14 protein-coding genes and 1 pseudogene are annotated in these 15,283 nt (G+C 54.3%); 6 read left to right on the top strand and 9 right to left on the bottom strand.

Features of this window, described 5'->3' with window-relative positions; genetic code table 11:
* The first annotated feature begins 13 nt into the window (after window positions 1-13).
* Window positions 14-838: a 2,3,4,5-tetrahydropyridine-2,6-dicarboxylate N-succinyltransferase gene (gene dapD / locus M4I31_RS19325; protein ID WP_085048278.1), complete on the top strand. Its 825-nt coding sequence runs from the start codon at window positions 14-16 to the stop codon at window positions 836-838.
* A 109-nt stretch (window positions 839-947) separates the two neighbouring features.
* A complete protein-coding gene (locus M4I31_RS19330) occupies window positions 948-1,334 on the top strand; it encodes a DUF3461 family protein (RefSeq protein WP_003018562.1) in 387 nt (128 codons plus the stop codon).
* Between the two features lie 83 nt (window positions 1,335-1,417).
* Here M4I31_RS19330 and cdaR read toward each other — a convergent pair whose 3' ends face one another.
* From cdaR to dgt, 3 genes are all read right to left on the bottom strand, one after another.
* Window positions 1,418-2,575, bottom strand: coding sequence for a DNA-binding transcriptional regulator CdaR (cdaR, locus tag M4I31_RS19335; protein WP_038637395.1), 1,158 nt, complete (start codon window positions 2,573-2,575; stop codon window positions 1,418-1,420).
* Window positions 2,576-2,722: 147 nt separating this feature from the next.
* Window positions 2,723-4,156 carry a serine endoprotease DegP gene (gene degP, locus M4I31_RS19340; RefSeq protein ID WP_005132129.1) on the bottom strand — a complete coding sequence of 478 codons (1,434 nt, stop codon included), beginning with the start codon at window positions 4,154-4,156 and terminating at the stop codon, window positions 2,723-2,725.
* Between the two features lie 129 nt (window positions 4,157-4,285).
* Window positions 4,286-5,803, bottom strand: coding sequence for a dGTPase (dgt, locus tag M4I31_RS19345; RefSeq protein WP_069324023.1), 1,518 nt, complete (start codon window positions 5,801-5,803; stop codon window positions 4,286-4,288).
* An 83-nt stretch (window positions 5,804-5,886) separates the two neighbouring features.
* On the opposite strand from dgt, the gene mtnN reads away from it, so the two are divergent.
* The 3 genes from mtnN to M4I31_RS19360 are packed head-to-tail and all read left to right on the top strand — an operon-like array spanning window position 5,887 to window position 8,039.
* On the top strand, window positions 5,887-6,585 hold the full coding sequence (gene mtnN / locus M4I31_RS19350; RefSeq protein WP_085048279.1) for a 5'-methylthioadenosine/S-adenosylhomocysteine nucleosidase: 699 nt from the start codon (window positions 5,887-5,889) through the stop codon (window positions 6,583-6,585).
* Window positions 6,578-7,378, top strand: a complete 801-nt coding sequence (btuF, locus tag M4I31_RS19355; RefSeq protein ID WP_085048280.1) for a vitamin B12 ABC transporter substrate-binding protein BtuF — start codon at window positions 6,578-6,580, stop codon at window positions 7,376-7,378. The genes mtnN and btuF overlap by 8 nt, the downstream gene beginning before the upstream one ends.
* Before the next feature lie 37 nt (window positions 7,379-7,415).
* Window positions 7,416-8,039, top strand: coding sequence for a TRIC cation channel family protein (locus M4I31_RS19360; RefSeq protein WP_085048281.1), 624 nt, complete (start codon window positions 7,416-7,418; stop codon window positions 8,037-8,039).
* A gap of 119 nt (window positions 8,040-8,158) precedes the next feature.
* Here M4I31_RS19360 and erpA read toward each other — a convergent pair whose 3' ends face one another.
* The 3 genes and pseudogenes from erpA to clcA all read right to left on the bottom strand — a co-directional run bounded on the left by erpA (window position 8,159) and on the right by clcA (window position 10,006).
* Window positions 8,159-8,503, bottom strand: coding sequence for an iron-sulfur cluster insertion protein ErpA (gene erpA, locus M4I31_RS19365; protein ID WP_006686771.1), 345 nt, complete (start codon window positions 8,501-8,503; stop codon window positions 8,159-8,161).
* Window positions 8,496-8,561, bottom strand: a pseudogene (yadW, locus tag M4I31_RS19370) (small protein YadW). Before yadW ends, erpA begins: the two are co-directional and overlap by 8 nt.
* A gap of 23 nt (window positions 8,562-8,584) precedes the next feature.
* Window positions 8,585-10,006 (bottom strand): H(+)/Cl(-) exchange transporter ClcA, encoded by a 1,422-nt coding sequence (gene clcA, locus M4I31_RS19375; protein ID WP_038637374.1) that lies wholly within the window; start codon window positions 10,004-10,006, stop codon window positions 8,585-8,587.
* A 168-nt stretch (window positions 10,007-10,174) separates the two neighbouring features.
* Here clcA and hemL point away from each other — a divergent pair, with 168 nt between their 5' ends.
* The gene (gene hemL / locus M4I31_RS19380; RefSeq protein WP_085048282.1) at window positions 10,175-11,455 is read left to right on the top strand and encodes a glutamate-1-semialdehyde 2,1-aminomutase; all 1,281 of its coding nucleotides are present in this window, start codon (window positions 10,175-10,177) and stop codon (window positions 11,453-11,455) included.
* A 114-nt stretch (window positions 11,456-11,569) separates the two neighbouring features.
* Here hemL and fhuB read toward each other — a convergent pair whose 3' ends face one another.
* The 3 genes from fhuB to fhuC are packed head-to-tail and all read right to left on the bottom strand — an operon-like array spanning window position 11,570 to window position 15,236.
* Complete coding sequence (gene fhuB, locus M4I31_RS19385; RefSeq protein WP_085048283.1) at window positions 11,570-13,552, bottom strand: Fe(3+)-hydroxamate ABC transporter permease FhuB; 1,983 nt, start codon at window positions 13,550-13,552, stop codon at window positions 11,570-11,572.
* Complete coding sequence (gene fhuD, locus M4I31_RS19390) at window positions 13,549-14,439, bottom strand: Fe(3+)-hydroxamate ABC transporter substrate-binding protein FhuD (protein ID WP_085048284.1); 891 nt, start codon at window positions 14,437-14,439, stop codon at window positions 13,549-13,551. Before fhuD ends, fhuB begins: the two co-directional genes overlap by 4 nt.
* A complete protein-coding gene (fhuC, locus tag M4I31_RS19395) occupies window positions 14,439-15,236 on the bottom strand; it encodes a Fe3+-hydroxamate ABC transporter ATP-binding protein FhuC (RefSeq protein ID WP_038637358.1) in 798 nt (265 codons plus the stop codon). Before fhuC ends, fhuD begins: the two co-directional genes overlap by 1 nt.
* Window positions 15,237-15,283: the final 47 nt, after the last annotated feature.

Consider the following 15,283-nt stretch of genomic DNA (forward strand, 5'->3'; position numbering starts at 1 on the left):
AAAGAGTTTAACAATGCAGCAGTTACAGAACGTTATTGAATCCGCTTTCGAGCGCCGTGCCGACATTACTCCGGCAAATGTGGATACCGTAACCCGCGAAGCGGTGAATCAGGTTATTTCTTTACTGGATTCCGGTGCTCTGCGCGTCGCAGAAAAGATTGAGGGTCAGTGGATCACGCATCAGTGGCTGAAAAAAGCGGTCCTGCTCTCTTTTCGTATTAACGATAATCAGGTTATCGATGGTGCGGAAAGCCGTTACTTCGATAAAGTACCGATGAAATTCGCCGACTATGACGAAGCGCGTTTTCAGAAAGAAGGTTTCCGCGTGGTGCCGCCTGCGGCAGTACGTCAGGGCGCGTTTATCGCCCGTAACACCGTACTGATGCCGTCTTACGTGAACATCGGCGCTTATGTTGATGAAGGTACGATGGTTGATACCTGGGCGACAGTCGGGTCCTGTGCGCAAATCGGTAAAAACGTACACTTGTCCGGCGGCGTTGGCATTGGCGGCGTACTGGAGCCGTTACAGGCTAACCCGACCATCATTGAAGACAACTGCTTCATCGGCGCGCGTTCTGAAGTCGTAGAAGGTGTGATCGTCGAAGAAGGCTCCGTTATCTCCATGGGCGTGTACATCGGCCAGAGCACCCGTATTTACGATCGCGAAACGGGCGAAGTACATTATGGCCGCGTTCCGGCGGGCTCCGTTGTCGTCTCCGGCAACCTGCCGTCGAAAGATGGCAAATACAGCCTGTACTGCGCGGTGATAGTGAAGAAGGTTGATGCCAAAACGCGTGGCAAAGTGGGAATCAACGAACTGTTACGCACCATCGACTAACAGCAATTTGAAAAAGCGGGCTTAGCCCGCTTTTTTTACATCTGCGAGTGGCGTAAACAAGGCTTTTCGTTAATTATTCAATGGTTATAGTGAGCTTAAGGGTACCGCTATGTATGACAATCTGAAAAGTCTGGGCATTACTAATCCTGAAGAGATCGATCGTTACAGCCTGCGGCAAGAAGCCAACAACGATATCCTGAAAATCTATTTCCAGAAGGATAAAGGCGAGTTTTTTGCCAAGAGCGTGAAGTTCAAATATCCCCGCCAGCGTAAAACGGTTGTCGCCGATGGCGTCGGCCAGGGTTATAAAGAAGTGCAGGAGATCAGCCCCAACCTGCGCTATGTGATCGATGAACTGGATCAGATCTGCCAGCGCGATCGCAGCGAAGTCGATCTTAAACGTAAGATCCTCGATGATTTACGTCATCTGGAAAGCGTCGTGACCAACAAGATCAGCGAAATTGAAGCCGATCTGGAAAAACTGACGCGTAAATAACCGCGAGTGGATGTATTCGTAGGCCGGGTAAGGCGAAGCCGCCACCCGGCATTTTGCCTGATAAGCGTCGCACCATCAGGCAATCAATGCTGCTCATCTAACTGCAATGCCACATACAGCAGCAGCCTGTCGTCAAAATTCCCCAAATCCAGCCCGGTCAGTTCTGAAATACGATTCAGGCGATACTCCAGCGTATTGCGATGAATAAACAAGGCTTTTGAGGTCGCCAGCGGCTGAACGTTATGCCGAAACCATGCCGCTAATGTCCGACGCAGCAATCCGTTGTTATCCATTGCTTTTAACCGTACCAACGGACGCGCCAGCTCATTGGCCTGCCAGCCGCCGCGCAGGCTGTCCAGCAGTACCGGCAGCATCAGATCCTGATAGAAATAGCTTCGGCTTTCCGGCATCCGCTGCTTACCGACCATCATGGTGGTACGCGCCGTACGATACGAACGGGCAATGCTGCCAGGTCCGGTAAAATAGTTGCCGAGCGAGACGCGAAAACGCAGCTGTCCGTTCTCTTTCATCCGGGCAATGAGCTGTTCAACGCGCTTGCGATGATCTTCGGCATCCCAGCGGCCAAACTGATTGAGCGCGGGTTTCAGCACCACCATCTCAGTCAGGGAAACAATCGCAATCAGATTATTACGCTCTGGCGTGGTCAACGCATTCTGTAATTGCTGTAGTTCAGCCATCGCGCTGTCAACACCAAGCTGACCGCTGTCGACTTCGACTACCGCTACCACGCGCGGCTGGTTCAAATCGATGCCTAAACGCTGCGCCCATTCCATTAGCGCTGGGGTATTTTCTTCCGCCTGAATCAGGTTCATCACCAATTCTTCGCGCAGACGGCTGTCCTGGGCTAAAAGATGCATCAGACGCGACTGTTCCAGCATCATTTCGGCGGTCATGCATACCAATTCGCCGTATTTGCGCAGATGTTCCGGTTCGCCGGTAAGACCGATAACGCCAACGATTTCGCCGTCAAGACGCAGCGGCAGATTGATCCCCTGTCGCACACCGTGTAAATGCCGTGCAACCGCATCGTCAATATCGACCACCCGCCCCTGAGAAAGCACCAGCAGCGCGCCTTCGTGCAATTCACCAATTCGTTCGCGATCGCCGCTGCCGATTATCCGCCCACGGGCATCCATTACGTTGATATTGGTATCAATGATGCGCATGGTACGCGCCACGATATCCTGCGCCATTTTGGTATCAAGATGCCAGCCAGCCATAAACCCTCCTGTGAGCAGAGCTCAAGCATAAGGAAGATAACAAGCGACAACATTGTGCAAATGCACAAAGCGGAAGAGAGAAGTATGGAGTTGTGGGAGGTATCACAAAAAGAAACCCCTTCCTGTGCAGGAAGGGGTTGAGGGAGATTACTGCATCAACAGATAGATGGAGCTGTCGCCACGCTGAATGTTCAGCGCCAGTACAGCGGGTTTGCTGTCGAGAATTTTGCGCAGTTCGGCGATATTTTTCACCGGTTGCTGGTTAGCACCGATAATCACATCCCCTTTCTTCAGGCCAATCTGTGCAGCCGGAGAATTCGGTTTCACGTCGCTTACCACGACCCCTTTGTCCTGGCCCTTGTTGCTCATATCGGCACCTTCAATGCCTTTGAAGATAGAGCTGGAATCAACCTGGGTCTGGCTGCTCTGCTGCAGTTCCAGATTCACAGTAACAGGCTTACCGTCGCGCAGCAGGCCAAGGTTAATTTTGCTGCCTACCGGCATAGTTCCCACCTGCGCACGCAGTGCGGCAAAGCTGCTGATAGGTTTACCGTTCAGGGAGGTAATCACATCCCCGGCTTTAATACCCGCTTTCGCTGCGGAAGAGTTCGGCATGACCTGGCTGACGAATGCGCCACGCTGGGCGTCAACTTTCATCGCTTTCGCCAGCTCAGAGCTCAGCTCGGTACCCATGATGCCCAGCTCGCCACGTTTAACCTGGCCGAACTCAACCATCTGCGAGGTCAGGTTTTTCACCATGTTGCTTGGGATTGCAAAACCGATCCCGATATTACCGCCGTCCGGCGCGAGGATCGCGGTGTTAATCCCGATCAGCTCACCGTTCAGGTTGACCAGTGCGCCACCGGAGTTGCCCCGGTTGATCGCAGCATCCGTCTGGATAAAGTTCTCGTAGTTTTCCGCATTCAGGCCGCTACGACCCAGCGCAGAAACGATACCGGAGGTCACGGTCTCACCGAGGCCAAACGGGTTGCCAATTGCCACGGTGTAATCACCCACGCGCAGCGCGTCGGAATCCGCCAGCTTAATTGCCGTCAGGTTTTTCGGATCCTGGATCTGGATCAACGCGATATCGGAGCGCGGATCTTTACCCACGATCTTCGCGTCAAATTTACGACCATCGCTTAGTTGAACCTTAATTACCGTGGCGTTATCCACCACGTGGTTGTTGGTCACAACATACCCTTTCGCAGCATCAATAATTACGCCAGAGCCCAGCGCCATAAATTTTTGCTGCTGGCCGCCGCCGTTGTCAGCGCCCGGTGCGCCGCCCTGGCAGAACGGTGAACTCTGGAACGGAGAACCGTCCTGGCAGAACGGGGAATTATCACCGAAGAACTGCTGGAAATTACGCGGCATGCGCGGCGTATTCACCGTCGTGCTCCCCTCGACGTTAATACTCACCACCGATGGCATCACTTTTTCAAGCATCGGGGCCAGGCTTGGCATCTGTTGGGCGGTCGTTGCTGAAGACGCCGTTTCAGCCGCTGTTGCAGACAAGGGGGACAACGCCAAACCTAAACTCAGAGCCAGTGCACTCATTGCTAATGTGGTTTTTTTCATGTGTTTCGTTCTCGATTAACAGGTAACGCAAAATTGCTGTATACGTCAGAGTCGTTTTATAGCGCTAAGTTCCAGATTTAAGTTTAAGGAAAAAGTAAAATTTTATTGTCGATCTTTACAAATGATTATTTATTGTTCTACCGCCATCAACCGACGATATTCATCCCAGGCATATAAATCTGTCATCCCGCTGATATAATCCTGAATCAAACGGCAGCGATAATAATATTCCAGAACAGGAAACTCAGCGCAACTAGCCGATATTTTACTGACCGCCTCAACATAAGCAAGGCGATGGCGAGTAGACAACTTCTGAAATAACCGGGACTCGATAGGAAAACGTTTTACTCTTTCATTTTCGACCAGTTCCGTAAAATCTGACTGAGTCATTTTTAATAACGGTTGATAGATTTCCAGCAGCCCGCTTATCACCCGATAGCCCTGTAACTCCAGTTGCTCTACGTCTGGGTGGCTAAAGACATGTTTTATCGCCACATTTTTATAGACGCCCAGCAACTGGCTGAAGCTACTGGCATCTTCTAACAGCGCGTGATTAAAACATCCCTCGAAAATCTGCGGCAAGTTATCGATAAATCGCTGGGCAGCGTACGGCACCAGTTTATTCAATGTATTAACGCGTAAATACATAAAGAACTGATCTTCGGTACTCCGGCTTAATGTATTTGAACGTGATTTCTCCCAGGCGTTCTCTACCACCAGACTGAACAGAGAACCTTTTTCGTGGTGTCCCCACGCCGCATACAGATGCTGATAAAGTTGTTCGACGCTAAAGATTCTTTTCTCAACGGCATCTTCCAGATCGGCCACGCAATAAGAGATATCATCAGCAGCTTCCATAATCCAGGTTAATGGAAAGCGACTGTAAGGCGCTAATGATAATTCTTTACGTAATCTCTCAATATACGATTCTTCGGAAAGATAATAGCCCGGTTTCTTCATTAAATAGTTGTGTGTTGCGGGCGCATTGCCGCGCCACCACGCCGGGCGGGTATATTTCAAAATACCGCCAACCTGCGCCCAGGTAAGATTCATACGCATCAGGGTATGTACCAGACGAATCCCTTGCGCATTACCCTCAAAATGGCACAGGTCCTGTCGCACTTTACGGCGAATATCATTCAGCGACTCTTCGCCCTCGCGCAAACGTAATGCCGCCACCAGGCAACGGTCATCGCTGAGTGGCTGACTTTCCGCATCTGCGGGGTACAGTCGCTGGCGGAACCAGTCATTAATCGCCGCTTCACCAAAGTGACCAAACGGCGGATTGCCAATGTCATGCATCAGGCAGGACATTTCAACAATACTCTCAAACGGTCCCGTCAGTTCATCCAGACCATACTGCTCCAGCAACTTTTGCTCTTTGAGTCGGCTGAGGATCTCTTTCGCGATATAGCGACCAACCTGCTGAACTTCCATTGAGTGCGTCAAACGCGTGCGTACCGCCGCATTACGTTCCAACGGAAAGACCTGGGTCTTTTGTTGCAGTCGGCGAATTGCCGGAGAATTGATAATGCGTCCACGATCGCTTTCGAAAATACGCAGGATCTCGTGCTCAGTCTTCACGCCCTGCGGCGAACGGTAACGACGATGCCAGTTTATTTTTTTTCGGAAATCGATCTGTGCCATGTCCTCTCCCGCCTGAGAAATGCGCTACCCCGTAAGCGCATGATAGACTATGCCCTCAAATCTGGCTTATCGCGAGTAAATCTATGAAAATCGGCATCATTGGTGCAATGGAAGAAGAAGTTACGCTACTGCGTAACAAAATCGAAAACCGTCAGACCATCGCTCTCGGCGGTTGTGAAATTTACACCGGCCAACTGAATGGTACTGAGGTTGCGCTACTGAAATCAGGCATCGGTAAAGTCGCTGCGGCACTGGGCGCTACGTTGCTGCTTGAACGCTGCAAGCCGGACGCCATCATTAATACCGGTTCAGCGGGCGGCCTGGCCTCTACGCTGAAAGTCGGCGATATCGTGGTTTCTGATGAAGCGCGCTATCACGATGCCGACGTCACGGCATTTGGCTATGAATTTGGTCAGCTACCGGGTTGCCCGGCGGGTTTCAAAGCCGATCCTGCACTGATTGCTGCAGCAGAAGCCTGCATTGCTGAACTGAATCTGAATGCCGTCCGTGGGCTTATCGTCAGCGGAGATGCCTTCATTAATGGCTCTGTCGGCTTGGCTAAAATTAAGCATAACTTCCCGCAGGCGATTGCCGTTGAGATGGAAGCAACCGCGATTGCGCATGTTTGCCACAATTTTAACGTGCCGTTCGTCGTGGTTCGCGCCATCTCTGACGTCGCCGATCAGCAGTCCCATCTCAGCTTTGACGAGTTCCTGGTGGTCGCCGCGAAGCAGTCAAGCCTGATGGTTGAAACGCTGGTACAGAAACTGGCGCATGGCTAAATTACTCTCCAGGGCGCTGGTCGCCCTGCTTTTCACTCTTCCGGCGTTCCTTTACGCCGCACCGCGTGTTGTTACGCTTTCTCCTGCCAATACTGAACTCGCCTTTGCCGCAGGCATTACGCCCGTTGGCGTCAGCAGCTACTCCAATTACCCGCCCGAGGCCCAAAAAATTGAAGAGGTCTCAACCTGGCAAGGCATGAATCTGGAACGCATTGTGGCGCTGAAACCGGATTTGGTCGTCGCCTGGCGCGGAGGAAATGCTGAGCGGCAGGTTAATCAGCTAACCGCGCTGGGCATTAAAGTCATGTGGGTGGATGCCGTTACCATTGAGCAGGTCGCCGATGCGCTACGCCAATTGGCGCCATGGAGCCCCAGGCCAGAGCAGGCCAAACAGGCGGCAAAAACATTGCTTGATGAATACGCTTTACTAAAATCTCAGTATGCCAACAAACCGAAAAAACGCGTGTTTCTGCAGTTTGGGGCGAATCCTCTGTTTACCAGTGGAAAAGGCTCCATTCAGCATGAGGTTCTTGCGGTATGCGGCGGAGAAAACATTTTTGCCGGCAGTCGGGTTCCATGGCCGCAGGTTAGCCGTGAACAGGTCCTGGCAAGAGCGCCGCAGGCTATCGTTGCCACCGGTGGTTCGGGCGAAACGCTGAAAATTGAGCAATACTGGGGAAATCAGCTTAAAATCCCGGTTATTACCCTTAATAGTGATTGGTTCGAACGTGCGAGCCCGCGTATTATCCTCGCCGCAAAACAACTCTGCAATGCGCTTTCACAGGTAAATTAGCGCCTGCCCCCACCAGGTTTGTTGTGAGGATTTAAACATGCTCGTCTATTGGCTGGATATTGTCGGTACCGCGGTATTTGCTATCTCTGGCGTATTGCTTGCCGGAAAACTGCGTATGGATCCCTTCGGCGTTCTGGTCTTAGGCGTGGTAACAGCCGTCGGTGGCGGCACGATCCGCGATATGGCGCTGGATAACGGACCGGTTTTTTGGGTTAAGGATCCTACCGATCTGGTGGTGGCGATGATCACCAGCATGCTGACGATCCTGCTGGTGCGTCAGCCCCGACGGTTGCCGAAGTGGATCCTGCCGGTGCTGGATGCCGTTGGTCTGGCGGTATTCGTGGGTATTGGCGTCAACAAAGCTTTTATTGCCGGAACAGGGCCTCTGGTGGCAATTTGTATGGGCGTGATTACCGGCGTTGGCGGTGGGATCATTCGTGACGTATTAGCCCGTGAAGTGCCGATGATTTTGCGCACCGAAATCTACGCTACAGCCTGTATTATCGGCGGGATCGTACATGCGACCGCGTTTTATACCTTTAATGTTTCACTGGAAAACGCCAGTATGATGGGGATGATTGTCACCCTGCTGATTCGGCTGGCCGCCATTCGCTGGCATTTGAAATTGCCGACGTTTGCGCTGGATGATAACGGGCGTTGATATGACGATACAGAACATGTAGGCCGGATAAGGCGTTTACGCCGCCATCCGGCACATTGCCCGGTGGCGCTGCGCTTACCGGGCCTACAACATCAGACCATCAGTATTACAGACAGCAATCAGATGCTGAAAGAAGAACCACACCCGCAGGTGCTTTTAGCATTCGGGTTAGTCACAACGAAGCGGGAACCTTCCAGACCTTCGGTATAGTCAACCGAACCGCCCACCAGATATTGCAGGCTCATCGGATCAACCACCAGACCAACACCTTGTTTCTCAATGGTCATATCACCATCGTTCACCTGATCATCAAAGGTGAAACCATACTGGAAACCGCTGCAACCACCGCCGGTGATATACACGCGTAATTTCAGATTCGGGTTATCTTCATCAGCGATCAGGCTTTTTACTTTATTGGCTGCTGCTTCAGTAAATTGCAGTGGCAGCGCTACGTCATCACTCATATTTTGCTCCAAACGACATTGGCAATTGGGCAAATTATAACCCAATGGTTAAAGCCATTATCTAATACCCTGGTATTTCGTTCAAGTATTCTCGCCAGCGGTAGTCCCCTGACTTTTTGCCGCCTGCTCCGCTTCCTGTTTTGCCAGCGTGCGGGCAAGGATAGTCGAGTATAGCGGCTTTCCGCCCATAAATTGGGCTAATAGTGTTGCGCCAAGACAGGTAATAATCATTGGCAAAATGAGCTGATAGTTATCGGTCATCTCCAGCACCAGCACAATACCGGTGAGCGGCGCCCTTACCGAAGCCGCCAACAAAGCCCCCATTCCGGCAATGGCAAAAGTTCCGGCCTCCAGATGATACTGCGGAAAAGAGGCCGCTGCGGCCATACCGAACGCGGTACCAAGCAGCGTACCCAACGCCAGCATCGGGGCAAAAATCCCGCCAGGCGCGCCGGACGAGAAGCACAGCAGCGTGGTAATCACCCGGGCAATAAAAATAAACAGCAGCAGACCGACGCTAAAATTGCCCGCCGCAGCAATCGGGATCAGGTTAAACCCACCACCCGCTGCTTCAGGTTTAATTAATCCGAGGATCCCGCACAAGCCGCCAATCGCGCCGCCCATGAGCACCCATTTTTTAATCTCACCACCGTGGAAACGCTGGAACATATCCTGGGTACGCAACACCATGGTATTAAACAACGGTCCGACGCAGCCAAAAACAATCCCCAGCACCAGATACAGCCACAGCGTATTCACCGGCGCATTGGAGAGCTTGCCAACTTCAATAATCGGAGCTTCACCATTGAAAACGCGAAACACAATGCTCGACATGATGACGCCGGTAAACACGGCTTTGATCGACACGAGGTTATAGCGAAACTGCGGACGCATCTCTTCAATAATGAACAGGATCCCCGCCAGAGGGGCATTGAACGCCGCCGACAGGCCCGCAGCGGCACCGGTAGCCAGCAGAGTATGCCGCGCTTCGGCGCTGCGCATACGAAAAATATCCAGCACCATACGCCCAATGTTGCCGCCAATCTGCACGGTCGGCCCTTCTCGCCCGAGCACCATCCCAGCGCCCAGCGTACCCATACCGCCGATAAATTTCACCGGCAGAACGCGCCACCAGCGCACAGGTCGCAATTCCTCCAAAGCGCCTTCAATCTCTGGGATCCCCGAACCGCCCGCTTCCGGCGCAAATTTACGCACCAGAAAATAGCCGACCATCGCCAGCAATGCGGAGAGGATAAACGCCAGCGGCCACAGCAAAATGGCATGGTCCGCAACCTGAGCCAGCGCGCCGATGCGCTGATTCTGCACCCAGGTCACCGCTTTTTCAAACGCCACGCCCACCAGTCCCGTCACGGTACCCACTACCGCGGCCATTAAGAGGATCGCCAACGGCGTTTTATCTCGTTCCAGGAGTCGACGGATTTGATCCCTGCGGCGTAAACGCACAATTTGTTGTGCTTCAAAAGAGGGAGTGTCAGTCTTCATCAGATGATCATTAATTGGTAATACAAATACGGAATCGGCATTCTACTCGCACATTTCACGAAAATCCCCTGCAAATCGCATTGTTTCAATTGCGTAAAACTTTCATAACCTTCTCTGAATAACTAGAATAGCGGGCATTTACTTTTTCTACGAACCAGGACCCCATCCATGAGTAAGTCTGAAAATCTCTACAGCGCAGCACGCGAACTTATCCCTGGCGGCGTTAACTCCCCCGTTCGCGCCTTTACTGGCGTGGGTGGTACTCCGCTGTTTATCGAAAAAGCGGACGGCGCGTATCTGTATGATGTCGATGGTAAAGCCTATGTCGACTACGTCGGTTCCTGGGGACCGATGGTGCTGGGCCATAACCATCCGGCAATCCGTAATGCAGTGATTGAAGCGGCAGAGCGCGGTTTAAGCTTCGGCGCGCCAACCGAGATGGAAGTGAAAATGGCGGAGCTGGTCACTGAACTCGTACCGACCATGGACATGGTGCGCATGGTGAACTCCGGTACGGAAGCGACGATGAGCGCCATCCGTCTGGCGCGCGGTTTTACCGGTCGCGATAAGATCATCAAATTTGAAGGCTGCTACCACGGCCATGCTGACTGCCTGCTGGTCAAAGCCGGTTCCGGCGCGTTAACGCTGGGCCAGCCGAACTCCCCTGGCGTACCCGCTGATTTCGCGAAACACACCCTGACCTGCACCTATAACGATCTCTCTTCAGTACGTGCGGCGTTTGAGCAATATCCGCAGGAGATCGCCTGTATCATCGTTGAGCCGGTCGCCGGCAACATGAACTGCATTCCGCCGCTGCCGGAATTCCTGCCAGGCCTGCGTGCGCTGTGCGATGAGTTTGGCGCGCTGTTGATCATCGATGAAGTGATGACCGGTTTCCGCGTGGCGCTGGCCGGTGCGCAGGATTATTACGGCGTCGTTCCGGACCTGACCTGCCTGGGTAAAATCATCGGAGGCGGGATGCCCGTTGGCGCATTCGGTGGCCGTCGTGATGTGATGGACGCGCTGGCGCCGACCGGTCCGGTTTACCAGGCGGGTACGCTGTCTGGTAACCCGATTGCAATGGCGGCAGGTTTTGCTTGTCTGAACGAAGTGGCCCAACCGGGTATTCATGAAACGCTGAATGAACTGACAACGCGTCTGGCGGAAGGTCTGCTGGAAGCCGCCGAAGAAGCGAACATTCCTCTGGTGGTTAACCATGTGGGCGGGATGTTCGGGATTTTCTTCACCGATGCAGAAACCGTGACCTGCTATCAGGATGTGATGGCATGCGACGTTGAACGCTTTAAGCAGTTCTTCCACATGATGCTGGATGAAGGGATTTACCTGGCACCGTCTGCCTTCGAAGCGGGCTTTATGTCTGTGGCGCACAGCGAAGAAGATATCAATAACACCATCGATGCCGCGCGTCGGGTGTTTGCGAAACTGTAAAAGAGAACGTACAGAAACAAAGTAGGCCGGGTAAGGCGAAGCCGCCACCCGGCTTTTTTATTGCCGGATGGCGACGCAAAGCGTCTTATCCGGCCTACATGAAAAGAATCAGCCTCAGCGGCTCTGCTTTCTCAGCAGATAGATAAAGTACGGCGCGCCGATAAACGTCGACAGTAATCCCGCCGGGATCTGATACGGAAACAGCACCATTCTGCCGCACCAATCGGCAAAGACCAACAGCACGCCTCCCGCCAGCGCCGAAATCAGCATATGGGGCATCGCCCGGCGAAAACCCATCATGCGAGCAATATGCGGCGCCATCAGCCCGACAAAGCTCAACGGCCCAATCGTCATGGTTGCTGTCGCCGTTAATCCCGCCGCCAACAGCAGTAACCCCACGCGTGACGGCGTCAACGCCAGACCGACCGCCCGCGCCGTATCGCCTCCCAGCGGTAAAATCGTCAACCAACGACGACACAGCGGCGTCAACGCCAGCAAGAAAACCATCACTATCCCGGTATGCAATACCTGCTCGCCAGTCGCGTTATAGGTTGAACCGGAGATCCAGGTCAACACGCCCGCCATGCGCGGATCGCCGCTGGCCTGCAGCATCATTAGTAGCATTGTAAACGCCGTACTGAGCGCCATCCCTGCCAGCAGCATGCGGTGCGGCGAAAAACCGCCGCGCCCGGCGGCAACCATGATGATAAGCAGAGTGACCGCCGCTCCGAGGCTCCCGGCGGGGAGCAGCCAGCCAAAGGCATTGCCGGGCACCAGAAACAGCATTAACACCACGCCAAATGCCGCGCCGGAACTAATACCGAGGACTTCCGGGCTGGCCATTGGATTTCCGGTCAGACGCTGAATAATGCAACCCGCCACCGCCAGCATCACCCCGGCAATCAGCGCCGCCAGAATACGCGGCCAGCGCCAAGGCATCAGTTCATCCAGCATCGATCCGCTGGCCCATGTCCAGCCGTGCGCATCACGTCCGAACGACAGTGCCACGACGACCGTCAGCAGTAAAATGGCGCCGCCCGCCAGCGCAAACATCAGGACATTTTGACGCTCAGCGGCGATGCGGTTGCTGGCATTCATATCCGGTGCGCTCATGCTCTTAAGGCGCGGCAGCAGCCACAGCAGCAGCGGCGCGCCAACCAGCGCCGTCACCGAACCGGTGGAGACTTCCATCCAGACGCGGGTTAGCCACAGAATGATTTGATCGGAGAGCCAGAGGATCAGCGCGCCGATCAGCGGGGCCAACATCAGACGCGCCAGTAAGCGCCGGGCGCCGAGCATTTTTGCCAGCAGCGGGGCAAACAGGCCGATAAAACCGATAATTCCGACAGCGTTAACCAGCAAGGCGCTGATGACAATCGCCAGCGTCAGTGCCGCCAGACGCGCCAGCGATAGCGCCAGCCCAAGGTTGCGCGCCACGCCGTCATCCAGTCCCATCAGCGTCATTGGGCGTAATAACAGCAGCGTCAACATCACGCCGCCCAGCAGTTGCGGCCACAAACGCTGAACGCCGCTCCAGTCGGTTTGCGTCAGCGAGCCACTGCTCCACAAAAACATGCTTTGCAGCTGATCGTGATGGAAAAGTACCAGTAACTGGTTAATCGCCCCGCAGTACAGGCTGACCACCAGACCGGCAAGGATTAGCGTCACGGGGGAAAGACGTTTGCCCCAGGCAACGCCAAACACCAGCGCGCCAACGATACAGGCCCCTGCCAGCGCCGCAAATTGCGCGGTCAGCGCCCCCGGAATCACCCACAGCGTCGTGACCGTAATACCTAACTGCGCCCCGGTTGCGACCCCCAGCGTGGTTGGCTCCGCCAGCGGGTTACGCAGCACCTGCTGGAACAACACGCCGACCAACCCCAGCCCGGCGCCAACTAATAGCGAAATCGCCAGCCTCGGCAGCAGGCTGTAGTGGAAAACCATCTGCTCAATGGCATCGATATCCGGTGACCAGATGGCCTGTTGCCACTGGCTGCGCGGTAGCGCCACAGAGAAGTTAACCCAGGTGAGCCAGCAGGCAGCGACAAACAGAACCGCCAGAAGAAGCGTTGGGAACAGCGCAATTCGTTTACTCACGCTTTGCCTCCCAGTGCATTATCCAGGATGCGGGCAAAATGCATCGCGGACAGCGTTGCACCATAAAACCAGACGGCAGGCACGCGCTGAAAACGTCCGCTACGGACAAATGGCATCGCCTGCCATAACGGCGTAGACATCAGCGCATCCATTTCTCTGTTGTTGCCGTGATCAAAACACAGCACATCAACATCCTTATAGGCTGCAAGCCGGTCAATACTCACGGCAGTGCTCCCCCAGAAGTTGGTTTCTCCCTGCCAGGCGTTGGGGATCCCATATTCGTCCAGCACCTCCTGGAACAGGCTGTTCGGGCCAAACACCAGCATATGCCGCGAATCAAGCAGGGACGTCAGGAGCACGGGGCGCGCGCCTCGTTGGATAAAGCGCGGTTTCAGGCTGGCGATAAAACGATCGTATTCAGTCAGATGGCGTTCAGCAGAAGCTGGCAGATTCAGCAACTGCGCCATTTCCTGCAGCGACTGACGTGCAACTGCCAGCGGCTTTTTGCCATCGCTGAAGTTAAATCCCCGACCAGGCGCAATCCGCGCCAGTTTTTCGGGGGCGGGGCCATAACCAGCCGACCATACCAAAAACGAGGGTTTCATTTCGGTCAGTAGTTCGAGATTGGGTTCCGTACGTAGCCCGACGTCAATCACCGACTCCGGCAGCGGAGGCTCATTAACCCACAGCTTGTAGTTAGGGATATCGGCAATGCCATACGGCACGATCCCCAACGCCAGCAATAGCTCTACCGGCAGCCATTCCAGCGCCACAATACGTTGCGGATCAATCGCCGCCGCGTTAGCCGTATTCATCCGCCACAGCAGCGGCGACAGCGCCATCGCCGTCAGCAGCCGCCGACGGGTAATATGAGGTAATCCGATCATTAATAGACAAAACTCACGGGTGCGGCACCAGCCGGATGCGGCAAAATGCCCATCGGGATACCGTAAATCTGTTCCAGCGTTTCGCTGCGCATCAGTTCCGCAGGCGTTCCCTGAGCAATCATTTCGCCGCCGCGCAGCGCAACTAAATAATCGCAGTAGCGGGCCGCCATATTGATATCGTGCAGTACGGCAACCACCGTCAAGCCGCGCTCCTGACTTAAGCGATGCACCAGCGCCAGTACGTCGACCTGATGAGCGATATCCAGCGCAGAGGTCGGTTCGTCAAGCAGCAGGCAGCGGCTGTCCTGCGCCACCAGCATGGCGATCCACGCACGCTGACGCTCGCCGCCGGACAGGCTATCGACCAGACGATGCGCCAGGGGTTTTAAGCCCACCAACGAAATGGCTTCTTCTACTTTCTCTCTGTCGGCCACGCCAAAACGTCCCAGCGCGCCGTGCCACGGATAGCGGCCAATCGCTACCAGTTCGCGAACGGTCATCCCTTCTGCCTGCGGCAACTGCTGCGGCAAATAGGCGACCTTGCGGGCAAACGCTTTACTGCTCCAGTTCTCCAGCGGCTGTTCGTCGAGCAGGATCTCGCCTTCTGACGGCGGCTGATGACGTCCCAGCATTTTCAATAACGTCGATTTTCCGGAACCGTTGTGGCCGATAAGACCGGTCACTTTTCCTACGGGAAACGTTAACGAGAGAGGATGCAAAAGCGTGCGCCCAGGCACACGAAAGGAGACATTACGCAACGCAAAAGTGGTATCGGGATGGGATCTGTTTTCCTGCATAGCAGCCAACTTGTAAAACGGGCACGCAAAGCGTGCCCAAAGAGAAA

This window comes from Citrobacter sp. XT1-2-2, assembly GCF_023516235.1.
Lineage (GTDB): Bacteria > Pseudomonadota > Gammaproteobacteria > Enterobacterales > Enterobacteriaceae > Citrobacter > Citrobacter werkmanii.